The organism is Nonomuraea rubra, assembly GCF_014207985.1.
Lineage (GTDB): Bacteria > Actinomycetota > Actinomycetes > Streptosporangiales > Streptosporangiaceae > Nonomuraea > Nonomuraea rubra.
The window spans coordinates 9,198,354-9,220,572 of record NZ_JACHMI010000001.1 but is presented as its reverse complement, the minus strand read 5'-3'; the positions used below and the strand labels follow the sequence as shown (position 1 = coordinate 9,220,572).

Sequence of the window (22,219 nt, the reverse complement as noted above, 5' to 3'; positions counted from 1 at the left end):
TGCCGGGGGGCTCCTGGAGGTGGCCTGGCGGAGTGACCGTTCTGGACGGGTTACTCCTGGAGGCGCCAGACCACGGGTGAGCCCTGGGCTCCGGCCAGCCGCGCCTCCCGGCGCGCCAGCCCCGGCGTGGCGCCCTCGGCGACCGGTGCGCCCGCCGGTGACAGCGCGACCCACACCCCGGCGGGCGCGTCCGCGAGCTCCAGCGCCCGGTTCACCTCGGGCCGGGTCGGCGCCGGCGTCCTGCTGGCCTGCCACCGCCGCCAGTACAGCCACTGTACGAAGATCAGCGGCCCGAGCACGGTCAGCAGCGGCATCGGCCGGCCGCCGGTGAGGACGAAGGCGATGGACACGGCCAGCAGCACGGCCTCCAGCCCCGCCGCCGACCACGCGGCCACCTTCCCGTACGCCCGCAGCGCCACGACCGGCCAGATCGACAACATCAGGCAGTCGCCGAGCCCGATCAGCGACGGGTTCGCGCCGTAGGAGGTGGCCAGCACGGGCGAGAACGGCAGCCCCTGCATGCGCTGCACGAAGTCGACGGTGAGCGAGCTGAGCCCGGTGGCCAGGGTGTCGTACACGGTGAGCGCCGCCGCCAGGGCGGCCACCTGCGCGGGCGTGACGGCCGCCTGTGCCCACAGGTTCACCACGCCGACCACGAGCAGGATCAGCAGCGCGTCGTTGACGACGAGCAGCGCGAGCGGCCATCCGGCGGCGTACGCGGCGACGTCGGCCGCGCACAGCGCCGGCGCCGCGATCATCGCCCACCGGCCGCCCAGCACGGGCGCCAGCATGAGCTGCGTCAGCGTCATGACGACCAGCCCGAAGACGGACACCACGACCCCGACGGGCACGTGCAGGTACGCGAACGGCATCACGACGAGCGCGGTCACCATGACCGCGATGTCCGCCCCGACCATCCGGCCGACCGGCGGGCGGGGGATGACGTAACGGCCCAGGTAGCCGGCGGCGAGCGCGACGGTCAGGGCGACGAGCGCGTACAGCGCCAGGACGTTCGGGGTCATCACAGTCCTCGCTCGAAGCTGAGCTCCAGCAGGTCGGCGCGGAGCCGGCAGGGCGCGGGCAGGTCCTCGGCGGTCTCGACCAGGACGATGCCGGTCAGCGGCAGCCCGTGCGCCCGCTCCTCCAGCCGCCCGAGCAGGCCGGGGTCGTGCTTGCCCGCCACCACGTAGAGCAGCTCGCCGTCCAGCGCGTACCGGGTGGGCAGCGGCAGCGCGTGCTCGGCCTGCAGCAGGTCGAGCACGTCCCGCGTGGTGAGCCCGCCGGGCGACCTGCGGCCGAGCACGCGGGAGGTGGCGGGCAGCGCGGCCAGCGCGCAGGTGGGGGTCTGGCCCTCGGGCAGGGTCCTGACCAGGTCGCCGGTGACGTGCCTGAGCAGGAGCGTGGTGTCGCGGAACGTCGAGTACGGCGTCACCACGATCGTGCCGATCTCCCCGGGAGCGGCCGGGGCCAGCGTGACGGGGTCGAGTATCTCGATCAGGCCCTGGTCGGGCGGCAGGTGGAGGTGACCGCCGGGGCAGACCCGGCCGGAGACGGGCGCGATCTCGGTCATGGAGTAGCCGTCGCGGACCTCCGCGCCGAACACCTGCTCCGCCCGCTCGCGCAGCGCGTCCGTGAGCACCTCGCCGCCGGACCAGATCGTGGTGAGGGCGAAGTCGCCGGCCTTCCAGCCGCCCCGGTCGGCCTCCTGGACGAGCGCCGCGAGGTAGGAGGCGGTCAGGTTCAGGTGGGTGATCTGCGGGCGCTTGCCGGGTACGTGCAGCGGCGTCGCCAGCCGGTCGAGCGTCGCCGCCGGGTCGATGGCGCCCAGGTGCGCGAACGCCGCCCCGGTACGGGTGACGGCCCGCTCGGTGAGGATCTGCGCGATGGAGCGGGAGCTGATCGCGTTGGCCCACACGTCGTCGGAGCGCAGGTTGCCGGCCATCATGAGCGCGAGCGCCGACAGCGCCGACATCAGCTCGATCTCGTACGCGGAGAACCAGACGAGCGTCGGCGTCCCCGTCGTGCCCGTGGTGTGCGCCAGCACGGCCGGCTTCGCCCGGTCGGAGACGAAGGCCGCGGGCCGGCCGCGCAGGTCGGCCTTGGTGGTGGGGGCGATCGAGGCCAGGGTGTGCGGCGTGATCGAGGCGGGGTCCACCCCGGTCGCCGCGAACCGGTGCCGGTAGTAGGGGCTCTCGGCCGCCGCGTGCCGCACCGTGCGCCGCAGCCGCCGCCGGGTGAGGTCCTCCTGCAGCTCGGGGTCGTTGCCCGCGAGCAGGTCGTCGGCTCCCTCACCGGGCGAGCCGAACGTCTCCAGGGTCTCCCGCATGTCGTCGACCAGCGCGTTCACGTCCCGCAAGCGGAACCTGCGCCCCGACATCATCGACCAGGCGTAGCCAAGCTGGCGTACCGCGGTCCCGAACACGCCTCGTCCCTCCGGTCGTGGGTGTCCCCCGGGAGACACCCTCCCGGGGGTTCACTCGTCCTCGTCAGCCGTTCAGCACGAAGATGGCGGTGGAGAGGGTGCTGATGGCGTACTTCGCGTAGCGACGGGCGGTCTTGACCATAGGGATCTCCCTGGTTCTTCCGGGGGCGCGCTGGTGGCGCCCGCTGCGATCAAGCATGTGAGCGGCCGCCAGAGAGTTCCTACACAGCCACTACAAAGGGCAAGATCCCAGCAGCGGGCCCCGGGGTTCCCGGCGGTGATCCGCAATGGACCTTGACCTACGGCCGCGTCTCGCCGATATTCGCGGTATCGGGCCGGGGATGAGGGGTGCGCATGAGGATCGTGGAGCTCGTCTCCGTGGACGGTTACGTCGCCTTCGACCTCGACTGCCCGACGAGTGCGGGCGGTACGCGGCTCGCCCCTGACGTCACCCCCGGTGAGGCGGGGCTGCTGGCGCGGGCGATGACGTACAAGCTGGCCGTGCTGGGGGAGCGGATCGGCGGGGCCAAGGCGGTGCTGCGGGCCACGGACGCGGAGCGCGAGGTCACCCTGGCGCGCTACTGCGAGGAGATCACCCCGCTGATCGAGAAGGGCGAGTTCCTCACCGCCTCTGACCTGGGCACCCGCACGCAGGACTTCGCCTCGCTGCCCGACTACCGCGCCGACTCGCTGATGCACCAGGAGGTCGGCGGCGAGCTGGTGGACACGATCGTGACCGGCCTGGGCGTGGTGGTCGCGGCGGAGACCGCACTGGGCGGGCTGGCGGGGCGGACGCTGGCGGTGGAGGGGTTCGGCAAGGTGGGCGGCGCCGTCGTCCGCGAGGCCGCGCTGCGTGGCGGGCGGGTCGTCGCGCTGTCCACCCTGTACGGCTGCGTCGCCGACCCGGCGGGGCTCGACGTGGACCGGCTGGCACGGCTGCGTGCCGAGCACGGCGACGCCTGCGTGGGCCGGCTCGGGCTGCCCGTGCTCCCGCCGGAGGCACTGTACGAGGTGGCCGCCGACGTGCTCGTGCCCGGCGCGCGCACCGGGACGCTGACCGCCGAGCGGGCCTCCCGGGTGCGCGCCGGCCTGATCGCCCCGGCGGCGAACGTGCCCTACACGGCGGCGGGGCTGCGCACGCTGCGGGAGCGGGGCGTGGTCACGCTGGCGGACTTCGTCTGCGGCGCCGGCGCCACCATCGGCTACCTCGCCGACCGCACCGGCCGGGTCCGCGACGCCGCCTCGGCGCGCGCCGTCGTGGAGGAGCGGATCGCCCGGCTCACCGCCGAGGCGCTGGAGCATCCGGACGGGCCGTTCGCCGGGTCGAGCGCGGTGGCCGAGCGGTTCCTGGCCACCTGGCGCGACCCCGCCGGCCTCCCCGACGGCCCGCCCCTCGCCCCCGACCCGCAGCCGTAACCCGTGACTCTCGTTCACGGGCCCCGGGTGCCGAACGCGGCCAGCAGCGCGAACGAGGCGACCCCGACGAGCGCCGCCGTCGCCCCCGCCGGCCCCAGGTCGAACAGCTGCCCCACCACGACCTCGCACACGAACGAGAACAGCCCGGCACAGCACGCCAGCACCCCGTAGTACGACCCGAACCGCTCGGGCGGCGCGTGCCGGGTGACGCGCTGGAAGATCGACGGCTGGATCAGCCCGTTGGCCACGCCGTTCAGCACGGCGGCGACCATCAGCGGCCCCAATTCGGTGCCGTCGAGCGGCGCGAGCACGAGGAACGCCGCCGCCGCGCACAGCAGCCCGGCCCGCAGCACCCAGGGCCGCTCGCCCCGCCGCCCGGCGGCGACGAACGGCTGGGCAGCGGCGGCGACCGCGGCCAGGGCGCAGAAGCTGAGCGTGGCCGCGCCCGGCGCGAAGCCGAGCAGCGGCACGGCCGTCATGATGTGCCCGGCCAGCAGCGTCGTGGGCGCGGTCATCAGCGCGAAGAGCAGGAAGGAACGGTCGCCGAGCACGGCCCGCACGCCGGGCAGCACCCCGCGGAAGGCGGCGGGCCGCCGCCCGGTCCTGGGCAGCAGGAGGAACAGCACGCCGGAGACCGCCCACGTGGCCGCGGCCGCCCCGGTCAGCAGCGCGAACCCGGGCTCCAGCGAGATCAGCGCCAGCCCCACGGGCGGCCCGGCGACGGTGGCGACGTGTTGCGCGGTGACGTACGCGGCGAAGCCCCCGGCCTGGTGCGGCCCGGCACCGGCCAGCAGGCTCTGCGCCGCCGGGTTGTAGAGCGCGCCGCCCACGGCGACCACGACGGCCGCGCAGAGCAGCGCGCCGACGCTCTCGGCCGTCCCGAGCAGGGCGAAGCCCGCCGCGCGTACGAAGCAGGCGATCACCCCGGTACGGCGCGCGCCGATCAGGTCGGTGAGCGCCCCCACCGGCAGCAGCAGCGCGAACTGCAGCCCGGTCCGCGCCCCGAGGATCAGCCCCGCCGTGCCCGCCATCAGGCCGAGGTCGTGCCGCAGGTGCGCGACCAGGTGCGCCATCACCGAGAAGAAGCCCAGGCAGCAGGCGAGCTGGATGGCGACCACCGTGACGACGACCCGGCGGCCTGCGGGGTCCACGGAGGGCGGAGGGGAGACGGGGGCGGCGACAGTCACGGGAACCGAGCACACCAGAGCCGTGACCGGCGGGTCCAATATCGAGATGCGGCCGGACCGATATCCGAATCCTTATCCGCACCTCCTTCGCGTAAACCGCTTGCACGCGATGATGGCGCACGCGCCGCCAGCCGTCAAACCCTTCGGGCCAGGCATGACAGAGATCTTGACTTCACACAGCGTTCGTGGTCCCATCCCGTCTATGTAAACGCTTCAACCCTCGTGGGTTTCGACCGGGTTACGCGACCCCCGCCCGGCACCCCCCTCGTGACCACGGAGGTCATCATGAACGCCACGAACCGCTTACGTGCCGTCGCCGCCACGGCGCTGCTCCTCCTCGGCGCCGCTCCGGTCGCCGCCCCGCCGCCCGCCGCCGCCGCGGCCGCCCGCCCGATGGAGAACCTCGACCGCGGGGTCGTGGCCGTCCGCAGGAGCGCCACGGAGGTCCTGATCACGTGGCGGCTGCTCGGCCTGGACCCGGCCGGGATCGCCTTCAACGTCTACCGGTCCACCGCCGGCGGCGCGGCCGTCAAGCTCAACACCGACCCGCTGACCGGCGGCACCAACTTCGTGGACTCCACGGCCGACCTCACGCGGCGCAACAGCTACTACGTACGCCCGATCGTCGACGGCGTCTGGCAGCCCGCCAGCAAGTCCTTCCTGCTGACCGCGAACCACGCCGCCGAGCCGGTGGTCCGCGTGCCGCTGCGGCCCGGCGGCCCGATCAAGTTCGTCTGGGTCGGCGACCTCGACGGCGACGGCGCCTACGACTACGTGGTGGACCGGCAGACCAGCCCCCAGACGATCGAGGCCTACCGCGGCGACGGCACCTTCCTGTGGTCGGCGAACCTGGGGCCGAACAGCACCGACCAGGACAACATCGAGGGCGGCTCGTCGGTCATCGACGTGGGCCACTGGGACGGCGTGACCGTCTACGACCTCGACAGCGACGGCCGCGCCGAGGTCGCGGTGCGCGTGGCCAACGGGGTCACGTTCGGCGACGGCAGCAGGTACACCGCCCCCGACGACACCCGGCAGGCCATCGCCATCCTCGACGGCCGGACCGGCGCGCCCCGCGCCACCGCCCCGGTGCCCGCGGACTACCTGGCGGACGGCCCGATGCCGGCCCGCCTCGGCGTCGGCCACCTCGACGGCGTGACGCCCAGCCTGGTGGCGTACATGAAGAACCGGGTCGGTGACGGCGGCTTCAACCTCATGTTCACCGCCTTGAGGTTCGACGGCAGCAGGCTGACCAACCAGTGGAAGTGGCTGCGCGGCGGCGCGGACCACGCCGACGGGCACAACACCCGGATCATCGACGTGGACGGAGACGGCAGGGACGAGGTCGCCGAGATCGGGTTCGTGCTCAACGGCGACGGGACCCTGCGCTACTCCCTGGCCGACGAGGGCGTCGTGCACGGCGACAGGTTCCACATCGGGGACCTGGACCCGTCCAGGCCGGGCCTGGAAGGGTACGGCGTCCAGCAGGACAACCCCAGCGGCCTGCGCGAGTACTACTACGGCGCGCAGCAGGGCACCATGCTCTGGCGGCACGTCGAGGACGGCGTCGGCGACGTCGGGCGGGGCATGGCGGGCGACATCGACCCGCGCTTCCCCGGCATGGAGGTCTGGTCCTTCTCGGGCGTCTACAACGCCCGCGGCAACACGCTCACCCAGGCCACCGGCCCGTGGCCGCACCTGGGCGTGTTCTGGGACGGCGACCTCGGCATGGAGCTGTTCAACGACGGCAAGATCGAGAAGTGGGACCCGGCCACCGGCGGCGTGTCGAGGCTGGTGACCACCTGGAACCACGGCGCGGTCAACGTCGGCACCCAGTACCCCGCGCTGATCGGTGACATCCTCGGCGACTGGCGCGAGGAGGTCGTGATGCCCTCGTCCGACCACGACGAGCTGGTCGTCTTCACCACGGACAGGCCGACGGCCACCCGGCTCTACACGCTCGCCCACAACCCGGCCTACCGCAACGACCTGACCGTCAAGGGCTACCTGCAGGACCACCACACCGACTACTACCTCGGCAACGGCATGACCACGCCGCCCCGGCCGAACATCGCCTACGCCGGTAGCTGACCCCCCATCTCAAGGAACAGCCGGGCCCGGCGCACCTTTGGAAAGCGCTTACCGGGCTCGGCCCGCGCAAGGAGACGACCCTGTGGTTGACATCAGCCGACGCACCATGCTCACCACGACCGCCGCGGGAACCGCGGCGGCGCTGGCCCTACGCGGCGCGAGCCCGGCCGCCGCGCAGGCCGCCCCGACACCGGCCGAGGTGCACGGCCATGACCCGATCCCGCTGAAGTGGCTGGAAGGCGGCGCCCCCGCCGAGGTGACCGGCGGCACGACGTGGGGCGTGCCGTGGCCGCGCGGCGCGTTCGCGCCAGGCCAGGAGTTCACGCTGACCACCGAGGCCGGCGCGCAGGTGCCGGTGCAGACGTGGCCGATCGGCTACTGGCCGGACGGCTCGGTGAAGTGGACCGCCCACGCGATCAGCGGAGCGGAGCCGCGGGCCGAGACGTACCGGCTCGGCGCCGGCACGGCCGCCAGGCCCGCCGCGCCGGTGGTCGTGAAGACCGACGGCGGGCAGGTCACCGTGGACACCGGCGTGGTCACCGTGGCGTTCGCACGCTCCGGCGAGCACGTCATCACGTCGATCACGCGGGGCGGCACGGTCATCGCCAAGGACGGCCGCCTGGTCGCCTCCCGCCAGGACAAGCCCGAGGAGCCGGGCAAGAGCGAATCGTTCACCAGCCGGATCTCCTCGGTGCACGTCGAGCAGTCCGGGCCCGTGCGGGCGGTGGTCAGGGTAGAGGGCAGGCACAAGAAGGGGCGCCGCGAGTGGCTGCCGTTCACGGTGCGCTGCTACCTGTACGCGGGCTCGGACGCCGTCCGCGTCGTGCACACCTTCGTCTACGACGGCAACGAGAACAAGGACTTCATCAACGGCCTCGGCGTGCGCTTCGCCGTGCCGATGCGCGGCGAGCCGCACGACCGGCACGTCCGCTTCGCCGGCGAGGGCGACGGCGTGCTGGCCGAGGCCGTACGCGGCATCACCGGCCTGCGCCGCGACCCGGGCCAGGCCGTCCGGCAGGCCCAGTACCAGGGCAAGGCCACCCCCGACCCGGCCACCTGGGACCAGCGCGTCACCACCCGCCTGCACTGGATCCCGGCCTGGGGCGACTACCGGCTGAGCCAGCTCACCGCGCACGGGTTCGAGATCCACAAGCGCACCGGGCCGGGCCACTCGTGGATCCGCGTGGACGGGGGCCGCCGCGCCTCCGGCCTGGCCTACGTCGGCGGCCCGACCGGCGGGCTGGCGTTCGGCATGCGCAACTTCTGGCAGCTCCACCCGACCGAGCTGGAGATCACCGGGGCCGCCACCGGCGAGGCGCAGGCCACCGTCTGGATGTGGTCGCCCCGCGCCGGCGCCATGGACCTGCGCTTCTACCACGACGGACTGGGCCAGGACACCTATCCCGAGCAGCTCGACGCCCTGGAGATCACCTACGAGGACTACGAGCCCGGCTTCGGCACGCCGTACGGGGTCGCCCGCACCACCGAGCTGACGTTCTGGGCGCTGGGGGGCACCCCTTCGAGCGAGCGCTTCGCGCAGCTCGCCGCCGCCAACGCCACCCCGCCCCTGCTGACCAGCCCGCCGCAGCACAACCACGCGGCCGGCGTGTTCGGCTCCTGGTCGCCCGTGGACCGCTCGGTCCCGGCCAAGGCCGCGCTGGAGGACAAGCTCGACCTGATGCACAAGTACCACCGCGAGCAGGTGGACCAGCGCTCCTGGTACGGCTTCTGGGACTACGGCGACATCATGCACAGCTACGACGGCGACCGGCACGTCTGGCGCTACGACGTGGGCGGCTACGCCTGGGACAACTCGGAGCTGTCCACGGACCTGTGGCTCTGGTACCACTACCTGCGCACCGGCGACGCCAAGGCGTTCCGCTTCGCCGAGGCGATGACCCGCCACACCAGCGAGGTGGACATGTACCACCTCGGCAAGTGGCGCGGCCTGGGCACCCGGCACGGCATCCTGCACTGGGCCGACAGCGCCAAGCAGGTCCGCATCAGCAACGCCGGCTACAAGCGCTTCTACTACTTCCTGACCGCCGACGAGCGCATCGGCGACGTCATGCACGACCTGATCGACTCCGACCGCACCTTCCTCGTCCTCGACCCCGGCCGCAAGATCAACGGCGGTGAGCCGTTCGACCCCGACCCCAAGGCGCTCGGCGTCGGGCAGACCACCGACTGGGGTTCGCTGGCCATGGCGTGGCTGGCCGAGTGGGAGCGGGGCGGCGACCCGATCGCCCGGACCAAGCTGGTCAACGGCGCCACCACGATCGCCGCGCTGCCCAACGGCTGGGTGCAGGCCGGCGTCACGTACAACCTCGCCGACGGCCGGTTCAACCCGATGACGGAGAAGTCGGTGAGCATCGGCAGCCTCAGCTCGGTCTTCGGCCTCATCGAGGTCATGACGGAGCTGATCGGCCTGATCGACGACCAGGCCGTGAAGGCCAAGTGGCTGGAGTTCTGCCGCCTCTACAACGCCACCAAGGCCGAGCAGAAGGAGGTCACCGGGGCCGACTGGGGCAACCTCAACCTGCGCCAGGCGTACTCGCGGGCCACCGCCTACGCGGCCAGGCAGCTCGGCGACCAGGCCCTGGCCGAGCGGGCCTGGCAGGAGCTGCGTACCGGCCACGCCGGCTACCCGGACAACCACCCGTTCGGCGCCAGGCGCGTCGAGGGGCCCGCCGTGCTGAACCCCGTCGACGAGGCGGACCTGAGCACGAACGCCAGCGCGCAGTTCGGCCTGGCCGCCTTCCAGTGCCTCGCGCTCGTCGGCGAGCACATCTGAAAACGGCGCGGCGGGAGTACGGTGGTCACCTGATCCCGTTTCCCGCCGCCACGGAGGCCGGCAGTGTCGCGATCGAGTGCGGTCATGGCGGTGGCTCTGCTGCTCGCGGTGGCGGGTTGCGCGGGCGGGGGAGCCCCCGTGACGCCGGCGCCGAGCCGGGCGGCGGCCCCGTGCGCGTCGAAGGTCGTCCAGGGCGAGCTGCCGGAGTGGGCGCGGGCCGGCTTCAGCCCGGACGCGGCGCCCCACCACGTGTTCAGCAGCCGGGGTGACATGGTGGCCGTGCTGTTCGGGTATCCGCTGGCGAGCCCGCCTCGCCCGGGCCGCGGCAACAAGATCCTCTGGGTGTCGAGGCTGCCGGTGGTCCCGTCCGATCCGCTGCGGATCGAGGCCCGCCTGGAGGGCGCGGGCACGCCCGTGCGCACCAAGGTCAGCGGCGGTCCCGGCCCCTCGGGCATCGACCTGCCGCGCGCGGGGTGCTGGCGGCTGGACCTGAGCTGGAGCTCGCACACCGACTCGATCGACCTGGAGTACGTCGCCCCGGCCTAGCCCGTCCCGGATGTCGTTTCTGTACAAGACCGCGGCGGCCGCTCCCGTCTAACCTCCTGGCCATGGCTAAGATCGTTTCGAGTTTCTTCATCTCGGTCGACGGCGTGGTGGAGTCGCCGGACCAGTGGCACTTCCCGTACTGGTGCGACGAGATGGGCACCATGGTCCAGGCGGGCATGGAGAGCGCGGCGGGCTTCCTCATGGGCCGCAAGCTGTACGACGAGTGGTCGGCGTACTGGACGGCGACGGACGCCGACCCGGAGATCGCCGCGCGGTACAACGAGGCCCCCAAGTACGTCGTGACGAGCTCGCTGGAGCGCGCGGACTGGGCCAACACCACGATCGTCTCCGGCGACGTCGCGGCCCGGCTGCGCGAGATCAAGGAGCGGGTGGAGGGCGACATCCAGGTCGCCGGCTCGGCCACGACCGTGCGGTGGCTGCTGGCCAACGGGCTGCTCGACGAGCTGAACCTGCTGGTCCACCCGATCGTCGTCGGCCGCGGCCAGCGGTTGTTCGAGGACACCCCCACCCACCCGCTGAAGCTGGTCAGGAACGAGACGTGGAAGACCGGCGTGCTCTACCTGACCTACGTCCCCGAGGCCTGAGGGGGCCGCGGGGGAGTCAGGCCGAGTACGGGAGCTGCTCGGGCAGCACCTGGCCGCGCAGGGGGTCGCCGGCCAGCAGCCGTTCGAGCTCGGTGACGGCGAACTCGCCGAGGCGGCGCAGCTCGCGGCCCTGCGCCCCGGCCAGGTGCGGGGTGATGAGCACGTTGGGCAGCTCGAAGAGCGGATGGCCGGGCGGCAGCGGCTCGGGGTCGGTGACGTCGAGCACGGCCGAGATCCGGCCGGACGCGCACGCCTCGGTGAGGGCCCGCGTGTCCACCAGCGAGCCGCGCGCGGTGTTGATCAGCACGGCGCCGTCCGGCAGCAGGGCGAGCCTGCGCCGGTCGAGCAGGTGGTGGGTCTCCGGCAGCGCGGGCGCGTGCACCGTGACCAGGTCGCCGCGCCGGCACAGGTCGTCGAGGTCCACCAGCTCGGCGCCCAGCAGCGCCGCCTCGGCGGGGGTGATCGTGGGGTCCGACAGCAGGACGCGTACGTCGAAGGCGCGCAGCCGCTGCAGGACGAGGCGGCCGATGCGGGAGGCGCCGATCACCCCGACCGTGCAGTCGTACAGCCCGGTGCCGTCGCCCGGCTGCCAGAGGGCCCTGTCCCGGCCGCCGGCGTAGTGGCGGGCGCGGCCGAAGGCGAGCTTGGCGCCCAGGACGAGCGCGGCGACGGTGTAGTCGGCGACGGGCACGGCGTTGGCCTGCGCCGCGGACGACACGGTGATCCCGCGCTCGAAGACGGCGGGGTCCACCAGGGCCTTGACGCTGCCGGCCGCGTGCAGCACGGCCCGCAGCCGGGGCGCGGCGGCGACGGCCCGCGTGTCGATGCGCGGGCAGCCCCAGCCGGTGAGCAGGATCTCCGCTCCGGCCAGCGCCTCGGCCGCGGCGGGCCCGTCGAAGGAGGTGAGCCGCACCGCGTCGGTCACGTCCGCGGAGCGGCGCAGCCGGGCGAGGACGTCGGGCGGGAAGACGCCGGGGAAGGCCCAGGGCGCGATGGCGAAGACCGCGACGGGTCGCCGTGGCACGGAGTGGTCTCCTTCTGGTTGACGCGAGAAGCGATGTAAACGCTTCCACGCATTCTGCCATGCCACGAGTCGAGATGGTGCAGGGCATATCCAGTAAGGCTCTTGGCTGGGTGAGAGCTCCTGGTCGTTGGTGTGTAACCGTTTTATGTTCTGGGTGTGGCTGACCTGCACTATCGTGGAAGCCGAGTCCGGCACACTGATCCTGTGCCGGACTCGGCCCTCCAGCGCGGTGCCCGTTAGCTCTTGCTCCAGACCGACGCGATCACGCCGTCCTCGGCGCTCAGGATCTGCGGCCGGTAACCCAGCGTCTTGAGCTGCGCCGCCTTGACCGTGTAGGTCACCTTCGACAGGCTCAGGTACTCCTTGACGCCGGTCGTGCTGCCCTTGCCCCACACCGTGGAGTACAGCTTGCCGGGCCCGACGGCCATGAGCACCGGGCGCAGGCCCTGCCTGGCCTTGGCCAGCAGCTCCTGGCCGCGCTGCTCCACGGTCTGGCCGAGCGTCACCTGCAGGGTGCCGGCGACCGCGCCCGTCACCCAGACGGCGGCGTAGAGCGGCTTCTCCACCGTGCCGTACACGTCCAGCGAGGCGAGGCTGTAGCCGGCGGCGCTCAGCTCGGCGTTGACCTTGACGAGGGTCTCCTTCGTCAGTGCCAGCTCGGACTTGACGAGCTGCGTGGTCTTCTCGAAGACCACCGCGAAGATCGCGCTCGGGCCCGTGCCCGTGCCGGTGATCAGCTTGGGCAGGAAGCCCAGCTTCGCCTGCTCGGCGATCCGCTGCGGCAGCTGGGTGGCGGACAGGCCCTGCAGCACGTTCACCTTGCGGGTGGTGTCCTTGACCCACAGGGACGTGTACTGCGGGCTGGCCGCGTTGCTCACGCTCAGGGCCTGGGGCACGTACCCCTTGCCCAGCAGCTCCTTGACCCGCTGCACCAGCTTCGAGCCGCTGAGCGCGTCGAGGGAGAGCCAGTCGAGCGCCTGGTTCTGCACGGTCCGCGTGGCCGTGCTCTCGGCTGTCGCCGGGGTGGCTACGCCCAGCAGGGGCGCGGCGGCGAGCGCCACGGCCGCGGTCAGGGTGGTTGCTCTGTTCTTGCCCCTCATGTTCCTCCTATGTAGGTAAAGGTCATCCCAATTGCGGACAAGAGGGGACCATAACAGAGCATGAGGGGAAGGCGACCTACCGTTACGGCGATCGTGACAAGGCTGTGTCAAAGCCGCTTACGGCTGAGCGTCACTCATGTTCTACGAGGTCACGCAGCAGGGTCTCGTACGCCCAGCGCTCGAACCGTTCCGGCGCCCAGCCGCGCTCGCGCACGAACAGCAGGTACAGGTCCGGGCTCAGCACCCCGTAGAGCAGGTCGGCGGCGTGCTCCACCGGGACGTCCCCGCGCGCGCCCGGCTTGGCCATGAGGCTGCGCGCCGCCGCCGTCGCCACGACGTGCCGCGGGTCCTCCGCGTCCGGCCACAGCAGCGGGACCTCGGGGTCGGTGGCCGCGGCCACCTCCAGCACCCTGGCCATCGGCGCCACCCGCTCCAGCACGGCCCGCGTGCCCGCCACGTAGCGCAGCAGATGCTCCGCGGCGGTGCCGGCGGCCAGCGCCTCGCGGAACCAGGGCCGGTCGAGGGTCGCCACCGGCTCGTCGTCGCCCGCGATCGTGACGTCCACGAGCTCCTTGAGCAGCCGGCGCTTGTTGCCGAACACGAAGTACACCGTCTGCACGGCCACGCCCGCCCTGTCGGCCACCTCCTGCAACGTGGTCGCGCCGTACCCCTGCGCCACGAACAGGTCGCCTGCGGCGGCCAGCACCCGCCGCCGGGTCTCCGCGGACTTCTGCGCCTTCTTGCCGGGCCTCTTGCCGTCGCTCACGCCGGCAACCTTAGTGGAACTCTAGAGCCCGGCTACGAGCCGGTCAGGGGCTCACGGGCATCCTGACGATCATCGTGAGGCCTCCTCCCGGGGTCTCCTCGGGGATGAGCGTGCCGCCCATGGCCTCGGTCAGCCCGCGCGACAGGGCGAGGCCGAGGCCGACGCCGGTGCCGTTGTCGCGGTCGCCGAGCCGCTGGAACGGCAGGAAGATGCGCTCGTGATCCTCGGGCGGGACGCCGGGGCCGCGGTCGATGATCCGGAGCTCGACCACGTCGTCGTGCCGGCTGCCCGTGAGCAGCACCCGGTGCTCCGGCGGGCTGTGGCGCACGGCGTTCGCCATCAGGTTCACCAGCACGCGCTCCAGCAGGGCCGGGTCGGCGACGATCTCGGGCAGCTCGACGGAGATGTCGCCCTCGACGCGGTCCCGCGCGGGGCCGAGGTCGTCGATCGCCCGGGGCACGACCTCCTCCAGGGCGACGGGCTGCAGGGCGAGGCCCAGCACGCCGGCCTGCAGGCGGCTCATGTCGAGCAGGTTCTCCACCAGCCGGTCGAGCCGGGCCAGGGACTCGTCGGCGGTGGCGAGCAGCTCGTCGCGGTCCTCGCCGGTCCAGGTGATGTCCTGGCTGCGCAGGCTCTCGACGGCGGCCTTGGCGGCCGACAGCGGGGTGCGCAGGTCGTGGCTGACGGCGGCGAGCAGCGCGGTGCGCATCCTGTCCGCTTCGGCCAGCGGTTTGGCCAGCTCGGCCTCTTCTTGCAGGCGTTCCTGGCGGAGCGCGACGGCGGCCTCGGCGGCGAACGCCTCCAGCACCCGGCGGTCACTGGCGTCCAGGAGCTTGCCGCGGGCGGCGAGCACCAGGTCGTCGCTGATCACGACGTCGGTGTCGGCCACGGCGGGCGCGGTGCAGGGGGCGGCGCCGGAGGTGGCGATGATGCGCCAGGCCGAGGGTTCCGCCTGGTCGTCGGGGGTGGGCTCGCCGGTGCGTTCGAGCAGGGTGACGGAGTCGAGGCCGAACGTCTCGCGCAGCCGTCCCAGGAGGGAGGGCAGCGCGGCCTCGCCGCGCAGGACGTGCCCGGCCAGCGTGGACAGCGCCTCGGCCTCGGAACTGGCGCGGGCGGCCTGGCGGGTGCGCCGGGCGGCCAGGTCCACGATCGTGCTGACCGCCGCCGCGACCAGGACGAACACGATCAGGGCGAGCAGGTTCTCCGGATCGGCGATGGTGATCCGCCCGATCGGCGGGGTGAAGAACCAGTTGAGCAGCAGCGAGCCGCCCACGGCCGCGACGATCGCCGGCCACATGCCGCCGATCAGCGCGACCCCGACCACCAGGCACAGGAACAGCAGGATCTCGCTGGGCAGCGAGATCACGTCGCGGAACGGCGAGAGCGCGGCGGTCAGCGCCGGCATGCCCGCCACCGCCACGATCCAGCCCAGGATCCGCCGCTCGCGGGTCAGCGCGGCCTTGCCGTGCACGCGGCGACGGCCCTTCTTGGCCGCCTCGTGGGTGACCATGTGCACGTCGATGCCGCCGGACAGCGCCGTCGTCTCCACGCCCACGCCCCGCGCGAGCACCTGGGCGAACCGGCCCCTGCGGGAGGCGCCGAGGACGAGCTGGGTGGCGTTGACGCCGCGGGCGAAGTCGAGCAGCGCGCGCGGGATGTCGTCGCCGACGACCTGGTGGTAGGTGCCGCCCATGCTCTCGACCAGGGCGCGCTGGCGGGCGAGGCTGGCCGGGTCGGCGCCGGCCAGCCCGTCGGCGCTGGTCACGTGCACGGCCAGCAGGTCGGCGCCCTTCGTCCTGGCCGCGATGCGGGCGGCCCGGCGGACCAGCGTGTCGCCCTCGGGGCCGCCGGTGAGTGCGACGACCACGCGTTCCCTGGTCTCCCAGGTGCGTTCGATGCCGTGGTCGGCGCGGTAGCGGTCGAGCTGGTCGTCCACCTTGCCCGCCACCCACAGCAGGGCGAGCTCGCGCAGCGCGGTGAGGTTGCCGACGCGGAAGTAGTTCGCCATGGCCGCGCTGACCTTCTCCGGCGCGTAGACGTTGCCGTGGGCCATGCGGCGGCGCAGCGCCTCGGGTGACATGTCGACCAGCTCGATCTGGTCGGCGCGGCGAACCACCTCGTCGGGCACGGTCTCGCGCTGCGGGACACCGGTGATCTCCTGGACGACGTCGTTGACGGACTCCAGGTGCTGGATGTTGACCGTGGAGATGACGTCGATGCCGGCGTCCAGGATGTCGTCGATGTCCTGCCAGCGCTTGGCGTGATGGGAGCCGGGCACGTTGGTGTGGGCCAGCTCGTCGATCAGCGCCACCCTGGGCCTGCGCGCGATCACCGCGTCCACGTCGAGCTCGGTGAAGGTGGCTCCCCGGTAGACGACGGTCCTGCGCGGGATGACCTCCATGCCTTCGAGCAGGGCAGTGGTGCGGGGGCGGCCGTGGGTCTCGACCAGGCCCACGACCACGTCCCTGCCGCGTTCCAGGCCGCGGCGGCCCTCGCTGAGCATCGCGTACGTCTTGCCGACCCCGGGCGCCGCCCCGAGGTAGACCCGTAGCCGCCCTCTCACGTCACCTCCCGTCGAGTGCCAGGTTGAGTTCGAGCACGTTCACCGCGGGCTCGCCGATGAAGCCGAGCGCCCGGCCCGTGGTGTGCTGCTGGATGAGCTGCTCCACCCTGGCCGGGTCGAGGCCGCGCTCCCTGGCGACGCGGGGGGCCTGGAGCCGCGCGTAGGCGACGGAGATGTGCGGGTCCAGGCCGGAGCCGCTGGCGGTCACCGCGTCGGCGGGGACCACCGCCGTGGCGTCGCCCCGGATCGGGACGGTGCGGCCGGCCGCGTAGTCCTGGCCCGGCTTCGCGCACTCGACCTTCAGCCCCTGGTAGCTGGTGACGAAGGGCGTGGCGGGACAGGCCTGGTTGACGCTGACGGCCCCGGCGGGGAAGACCTTCAGCACCGCGCCGACGCCGTCCGGGGTGCAGAACGGGCGGGCGCCGCTGACGCCCTCCAGCTCCCCGGCCGCCTTGGAGCGGGTGCAGACCTGGGTGAGCAGCGACGGCCGGTCCGGGGTGTCGATGACGTCTTCGGGGCCGAGGTTGCTCGCGCTGGTGGAGGTGGGGTCGTAGCCGTCGCCGGCGGCGGACGGGCGGGACTGGAAGTACTTCCTGACCGGGTTGCCGGCGGCGTCGGTGAAGGACTGGCCGATGAGCGAGCTGCCGTGCCCGCTCGCGACCATGGAGCCGTTGGCGTGGTGGTCGAACAGGGCCTGGGCGACGCCGGTGGTGACCAGCGGGTAGATCAGGCCGAGCAGCACGGTCAGGACGGCGACCGCCCGGAGGGCGGCGAGGTGCTGGCGGAGCCAACCGGGCAGGCGTTCCATTTATGACATCCCCGGAAGGAACTGGATCAGCAGGTCGATGAACTTGATGCCGATGAAGGGGGCGATGATGCCGCCGAGTCCGTAGACGTACAGGTTGCGGGACAGCAGCTTGGACGCGCTGGACGGCCGGTAGCGGACGCCTCGGAGGGCCAGCGGGATCAGCGCGATGATGACCAGCGCGTTGAAGATCACCGCCGAGAGGATGGCGGACTGCGGGCTGGACAGGCGCATGAGGTTGATCGCGTCCAGGCCCGGGTAGACGGCGGCGAACATGGCCGGGATGATCGCGAAGTACTTGGCGATGTCGTTGGCGATGGAGAACGTGGTCAGCGCGCCCCGGGTGATCAGCAACTGCTTGCCGATCTCGACGATCTCGATGAGCTTGGTCGGGTTGGAGTCGAGGTCGACCATGTTCCCGGCCTCCTTGGCGGCGCTCGTGCCGGTGTTCATGGCCACGCCGACGTCGGACTGCGCGAGGGCGGGGGCGTCGTTGGTGCCGTCGCCGGTCATCGCGACCAGCCGGCCGCCCGCCTGCTCCTTCTTGATCAGCGCCAGCTTGTCCTCAGGCGTCGCCTCGGCCAGGAAGTCGTCCACGCCCGCCTCGTCGGCGATGGCCTTGGCGGTCAGCGGGTTGTCGCCGGTGATCATGACGGTGCGGATGCCCATGCGGCGCATCTCGTCGAAGCGCTCGCGCATGCCCTCCTTGACCACGTCCTTGAGGTGGATGACGCCCAGGACGCGTCCCTTCTCGGCGACGACGAGCGGGGTGCCGCCGGAGGCGGAGATGCCGTCCACGAGGTGGCCGATGTCGTCGGTGGGGTGGCCGCCCGCGTCGCGTACCCACTTCATCACCGCCGTGGCGGCGCCCTTGCGCACCTCGCGGCCCTCGAGGTCCGATGCGCCCGAGCCCGGCGCGAAATTCACCCCGGACATGCGGGTCTGGGCGGTGAACGGCACCCATTCCGCGCCGTGGATCTCGCGCTCGCGCAGCCCGTAGTGCTGCTTGGCGAAGACCACGATCGAGCGGCCCTCGGGGGTCTCATCCGCCAGGCTGGACAGCTGCGCCGCCTCGGCCAGCTCCTGCTCGCTCACCCCGGCGATCGGGACGAACTCGCCGGCCTGCCGGTTGCCCAGGGTGATGGTGCCGGTCTTGTCCAGCAGCAGCGTGGACACGTCGCCCGCCGCCTCCACGGCACGCCCTGACATGGCCAGCACGTTGCGCTGGACCAGGCGGTCCATGCCGGCGATGCCGATGGCCGACAGCAGCGCGCCGATCGTGGTCGGGATCAGGCACACCAGCAGCGAGACCAGCACCACGCCGGTCACGCCGTCGGCGTTCAGCGCGAGCGAGTCGGGCACGCCCGGGTTGATCAGCTTGGAGTAGATGGCCAGGGGCTGCATGGTGACGGTGGCGACCAGGAAGATGATCGTCAGGGCGGCCAGCAGGATGTTGAGCGCGATCTCGTTCGGCGTCTTCTGCCGGTTCGCGCCCTCCACCAGGGCGATCATCCGGTCGATGAAGCTCTCGCCCGGCTTCTGGGTGATCTTGACGATGATCCGGTCCGACAGCACCTTCGTGCCGCCGGTGACCGCTGACCGGTCGCCGCCGGACTCGCGGATGACGGGGGCGGACTCGCCGGTGATGGCCGACTCGTCCACGCTGGCGATGCCCTCGACCACGTCGCCGTCGCCGGGGATGATCTCCCCGGCCTCGACGATCACGTGGTCGCCCTGCAGCAGCTCGGGGGCGCGGATGACGTCCCATTCGGTGGACGTGGGGCTCTTCAGCCTGCGGGCCTGGGTGTCGGTCTTGGCCTTGCGCAGCGTGGCGGCCTGCGCCTTGCCGCGGCCCTCGGCGACCGCCTCGGCGAGGTTGGCGAACAGAACGGTCAGCCACAACCAGACCACGATGGCCCAGGCGAAGAACGACGGGTCGAAGATCGCGAGGATGGTGGTGAAGACCGCGCCGATCTCCACGATGAGCATCACCGGGTTGCGCCACAGGGTGGCCGGATTGAGCTTGCGCGCCGCGTCGGGCAACGAGCGGACCAGTTGCCTCGGGTCGAGCAGGCCGGCGCCGGCCTGCTTGGGGGTTGACATGTCAGGACAGTCCTTCTGCGATCGGGCCCAGCGCCAATGCGGGGAGGAAGGTGAGGGCGACCAGGATGATCGTCACGCCGACGACCATGCCGACGAACTGCGGCCGGTGCGTCGGCAGCGTGCCCGCGCCCTCGGGGACGGGTGACTGCGCGGCCAGCGACCCGGCCAGCGCCAGCACCAGGATGATCGGCAGGAACCGGCCGAAGGCCATGCACAGGCCGAGCGCCACGTCGTACCAGGGGGTGTTGACGGTGAGGCCGGCAAAGGCGGAGCCGTTGTTGTTGGAGGCGGAGGTGAAGGCGTACAGGACCTCGGACAGGCCGTGCGGGCCGCCGTTGAGCATGCTCGCGCGCCGCTCGGGCGAGCCCATCGCGAACGCGGTGCCGACCAGCACCAGCACCGGGGTGACGAGGAAGTAGAGCGAGGCCAGCTTGATCTCGCGGGCGCCGATCTTCTTGCCCAGGTACTCCGGAGTGCGGCCGACCATCAGCCCGGCCACGAACACGGTGATCACGGCGAGGATCAGCATGCCGTACAGGCCCGCGCCGACGCCGCCGGGCGCGACCTCGCCCAGCATCATGTTGAACAGCGTCATCATGCCGCCGAACGGGGTGTAGCTGTCGTGGAAGGAGTTCACCGCGCCGGTGCTCGTCAGGGTGGTGGCGGCGCCGAAGGTCGCGGAGTTCGAGACGCCGAAGCGCACCTCCTTGCCCTCCATCGCCGCACCTGCCGCCTGCGGCACCGTCGCGCCGCCGGACAGCTCGAAGGCGTTGGTGAGCAGGACGCTCGCGAGGGCGAGGACGCCCATCACGGCGAGGATCGCGTAGCCCTGCCTGACCTGGCCGACCAGGCGGCCGAACGTGCGCGGCAGCGCGAACGGGATCAGCAGGATCAGGAAGATCTCGAACCAGTTCGTCCAGGTGGCGGCGTTCTCGAAGGGGTGGGCGGAGTTGACGTTGTAGAAGCCGCCGCCGTTCGTGCCCAGCTCCTTGATCACCTCCTGGGAGGCGACGGGGCCCCCGGTGATCGCCTGGGTGCCGCCGGTCAGCGTGGTGACCTCGTGCGGGCCGGCGAGGTTCTGGATCAGCCCGCCCGCGACCAGCACGAGCGCACCGATGAACGCGAGCGGCAGCAGGACGCGGAGCGAGCCGCGGACCAGGTCCACCCAGAAGTTGCCGATCGTGCCCGACTTGCGGCGGGCGAACCCGCGTACCAGGGCGATCGCCACCGCCATGCCCACCGCCGCCGAGACGAAGTTCTGCACGGCGAGGGCGGCCATCTGGGTCAGGTGGCCCATCGTGGACTCGCCCGAGTAGGCCTGCCAGTTGGTGTTCGTGACGAAGCTGATCGCGGTGTTCCAGGCGATGTGGTCGGTGACCGGAGCCATCCCGATGCTGAGGGGCAGCTTGTCCTGGAGGCGCTGGATGCCGTACACGGCCAGGATCGAGATCAGCGAGAACGCCAGCAGGCTGCGCGCGTAGACGCCCCAGCTCTGCTCGGCGTCGGCACGCACGCCGAGCAGCCGGTAGATGCCGCGTTCGACCATGTTGTGCTGCTTCGTGGCGTAGACGCGGTACATGTAGTCGCCGAGCGGCTTGTGCGTCAGGGCGAGCGCGACGATCAGGGAGGCGACGAAGAGCATCCCCGCGGCGGTCGTGCTCATCAGAAGCGCTCCGGGAACAGCAGGGCCGCGACCATGAAGATCACCAGGGCCACGACGACCACGAGTCCGGTGGCGTTCACGGCGCTCACAGCCGCTCCACCGCCTTCACGACCAGCCCGAAGACCACGAAGATCGCGATCGTCAGGGCGACGAAGACGACGTCTGCCATCCCCACTCCTCGGCTCGATGATGAGATCGCCGCCGCGCTCTCGCGGCGGCCGCATCACCAGAAAACGCCGAGATTTGAGGGGTTTTGCCGTTCTTGACGGGTTTCATACGGCGCCAGGCCGAATATTGACGGGCCTGCTACGGGAAGGATGCCGTTGCGATGTTCACGCTGCCCGAACGAGGAGACCCATGTCACGCGTCCTGATCACCGGATCCGCCGACGGGCTCGGCCTGATGGCCGCCCAGCTGCTCATCGGCGAGGGGCACGAGGTCGTGCTGCACGCCAGGAACGCGCGGCGGGCGGCCGACGCCGGAGCCGCCGCCCCGGGTGCCGCCGGGGTGCTGACCGGTGACCTGTCCAGCATCGAGGAGATGCGCTCGGTGGCGCGGCAGGCGAACGAGTCGGGGCCGTTCGACGCGGTGATCCACAACGCGGCCGTCGGGTACCGCGAGCACCACAAGATCACGACGGCCGACGGGCTCAGCCACGTGTTCGCGATCAACGTGCTGGCCCCGTACCTGCTGACCGCGCTGGTCACGCCGCCGCGGCGGCTGGTGTACCTCAGCTCGGGCATGCACCGCAGCGGCGACCCCGACCTGTCCGACCTGCAGTGGGAGAAGCGGGCCTGGGTCCCGGCGCAGGCGTACGCGGACTCCAAGCTGCACGACGTGCTGCTGGCCTTCGCGGTCGCCCGGCACTGGCCGCAGGTGCTCTCGAACGCGGTCACGCCCGGGTGGGTCCCGACGAAGATGGGCGGGCCCGGCGCGCCCGACGACCTGGGCCAGGCGCACCTGACCCAGGCCTGGCTGGCCGTGAGCGGCGAGCCGGCCGCCACGGTGAGCGGCGCGTACCTCTACCACAAGGCCCAGGCCGACACGCATCCCGCGGTCCACTCCCCGGACCTCCAGGACGGCCTGCTCGCGGCCTGCGCCGAGCTGACCGGGACACCGCTCCCGGCCCTCTGA

At 72.1% G+C, this 22,219-nt stretch carries 17 protein-coding genes; 6 read left to right on the top strand and 11 right to left on the bottom strand.

Annotated features, from left to right (window positions below):
• Positions 1–50: 50 nt before the first annotated feature.
• Both HD593_RS42095 and HD593_RS42090 read right to left on the bottom strand, forming a co-directional pair.
• Positions 51–1,022: a hypothetical protein gene (locus tag HD593_RS42095; RefSeq protein ID WP_185108047.1), complete on the bottom strand. Its 972-nt coding sequence runs from the start codon at positions 1,020–1,022 to the stop codon at positions 51–53.
• A complete protein-coding gene (locus HD593_RS42090) occupies positions 1,022–2,422 on the bottom strand; it encodes a phenylacetate--CoA ligase family protein (RefSeq protein WP_185108045.1) in 1,401 nt (466 codons plus the stop codon). The genes HD593_RS42095 and HD593_RS42090 overlap by 1 nt, the downstream gene beginning before the upstream one ends.
• Positions 2,423–2,776: 354 nt before the next feature.
• Here HD593_RS42090 and HD593_RS42085 point away from each other — a divergent pair, with 354 nt between their 5' ends.
• Positions 2,777–3,838: a Glu/Leu/Phe/Val dehydrogenase gene (locus tag HD593_RS42085; protein WP_185108043.1), complete on the top strand. Its 1,062-nt coding sequence runs from the start codon at positions 2,777–2,779 to the stop codon at positions 3,836–3,838.
• Between the two features lie 14 nt (positions 3,839–3,852).
• On the opposite strand, the gene HD593_RS42080 is transcribed toward HD593_RS42085, so the two are convergent.
• Positions 3,853–5,025: an MFS transporter gene (locus HD593_RS42080; RefSeq protein WP_185108041.1), complete on the bottom strand. Its 1,173-nt coding sequence runs from the start codon at positions 5,023–5,025 to the stop codon at positions 3,853–3,855.
• Positions 5,026–5,310: 285 nt separating this feature from the next.
• Between HD593_RS42080 and HD593_RS42075 the strand changes: the two genes are divergently transcribed.
• The 4 genes from HD593_RS42075 (at position 5,311) to HD593_RS42060 (ending at position 11,061) form a co-directional block, all read left to right on the top strand.
• Entirely contained in the window at positions 5,311–7,116 is a 1,806-nt protein-coding gene (locus tag HD593_RS42075) for a rhamnogalacturonan lyase family protein (protein ID WP_185108039.1), read from the top strand.
• 82 nt (positions 7,117–7,198) lie between these two features.
• Positions 7,199–9,910 carry an exo-rhamnogalacturonan lyase family protein gene (locus HD593_RS42070; RefSeq protein ID WP_312904106.1) on the top strand — a complete coding sequence of 904 codons (2,712 nt, stop codon included), beginning with the start codon at positions 7,199–7,201 and terminating at the stop codon, positions 9,908–9,910.
• Positions 9,911–9,994: 84 nt separating this feature from the next.
• Complete coding sequence (locus HD593_RS42065; protein ID WP_185108037.1) at positions 9,995–10,456, top strand: hypothetical protein; 462 nt, start codon at positions 9,995–9,997, stop codon at positions 10,454–10,456.
• Between the two features lie 62 nt (positions 10,457–10,518).
• Entirely contained in the window at positions 10,519–11,061 is a 543-nt protein-coding gene (locus HD593_RS42060) for a dihydrofolate reductase family protein (RefSeq protein WP_185108035.1), read from the top strand.
• A 16-nt stretch (positions 11,062–11,077) separates the two neighbouring features.
• Here HD593_RS42060 and HD593_RS64740 read toward each other — a convergent pair whose 3' ends face one another.
• The 8 genes from HD593_RS64740 to kdpF form a co-directional block, all read right to left on the bottom strand.
• Positions 11,078–12,085 carry a hydroxyacid dehydrogenase gene (locus HD593_RS64740; RefSeq protein WP_185108034.1) on the bottom strand — a complete coding sequence of 336 codons (1,008 nt, stop codon included), beginning with the start codon at positions 12,083–12,085 and terminating at the stop codon, positions 11,078–11,080.
• 236 nt (positions 12,086–12,321) lie between these two features.
• Positions 12,322–13,185, bottom strand: coding sequence for a hypothetical protein (locus HD593_RS42050; protein ID WP_185108033.1), 864 nt, complete (start codon positions 13,183–13,185; stop codon positions 12,322–12,324).
• Positions 13,186–13,315: 130 nt separating this feature from the next.
• Complete coding sequence (locus tag HD593_RS42045) at positions 13,316–13,951, bottom strand: TetR/AcrR family transcriptional regulator (protein ID WP_185108032.1); 636 nt, start codon at positions 13,949–13,951, stop codon at positions 13,316–13,318.
• Positions 13,952–13,994: 43 nt separating this feature from the next.
• Positions 13,995–16,514 (bottom strand): sensor histidine kinase, encoded by a 2,520-nt coding sequence (locus tag HD593_RS42040; RefSeq protein ID WP_185108031.1) that lies wholly within the window; start codon positions 16,512–16,514, stop codon positions 13,995–13,997.
• A 1-nt stretch (position 16,515) separates the two neighbouring features.
• Entirely contained in the window at positions 16,516–17,322 is an 807-nt protein-coding gene (locus HD593_RS42035; RefSeq protein WP_185108030.1) for a potassium-transporting ATPase subunit C, read from the bottom strand.
• On the bottom strand, positions 17,323–19,422 hold the full coding sequence (kdpB, locus tag HD593_RS42030; protein ID WP_185108029.1) for a potassium-transporting ATPase subunit KdpB: 2,100 nt from the start codon (positions 19,420–19,422) through the stop codon (positions 17,323–17,325).
• 1 nt (position 19,423) lies between these two features.
• Positions 19,424–21,085: a potassium-transporting ATPase subunit KdpA gene (kdpA, locus tag HD593_RS42025; protein ID WP_185108028.1), complete on the bottom strand. Its 1,662-nt coding sequence runs from the start codon at positions 21,083–21,085 to the stop codon at positions 19,424–19,426.
• Complete coding sequence (gene kdpF / locus HD593_RS62515; protein WP_185108026.1) at positions 21,085–21,174, bottom strand: K(+)-transporting ATPase subunit F; 90 nt, start codon at positions 21,172–21,174, stop codon at positions 21,085–21,087. Before kdpF ends, kdpA begins: the two co-directional genes overlap by 1 nt.
• Positions 21,175–21,442: 268 nt before the next feature.
• On the opposite strand from kdpF, the gene HD593_RS42010 reads away from it, so the two are divergent.
• The gene (locus HD593_RS42010; RefSeq protein ID WP_185108024.1) at positions 21,443–22,219 is read left to right on the top strand and encodes an SDR family NAD(P)-dependent oxidoreductase; all 777 of its coding nucleotides are present in this window, start codon (positions 21,443–21,445) and stop codon (positions 22,217–22,219) included.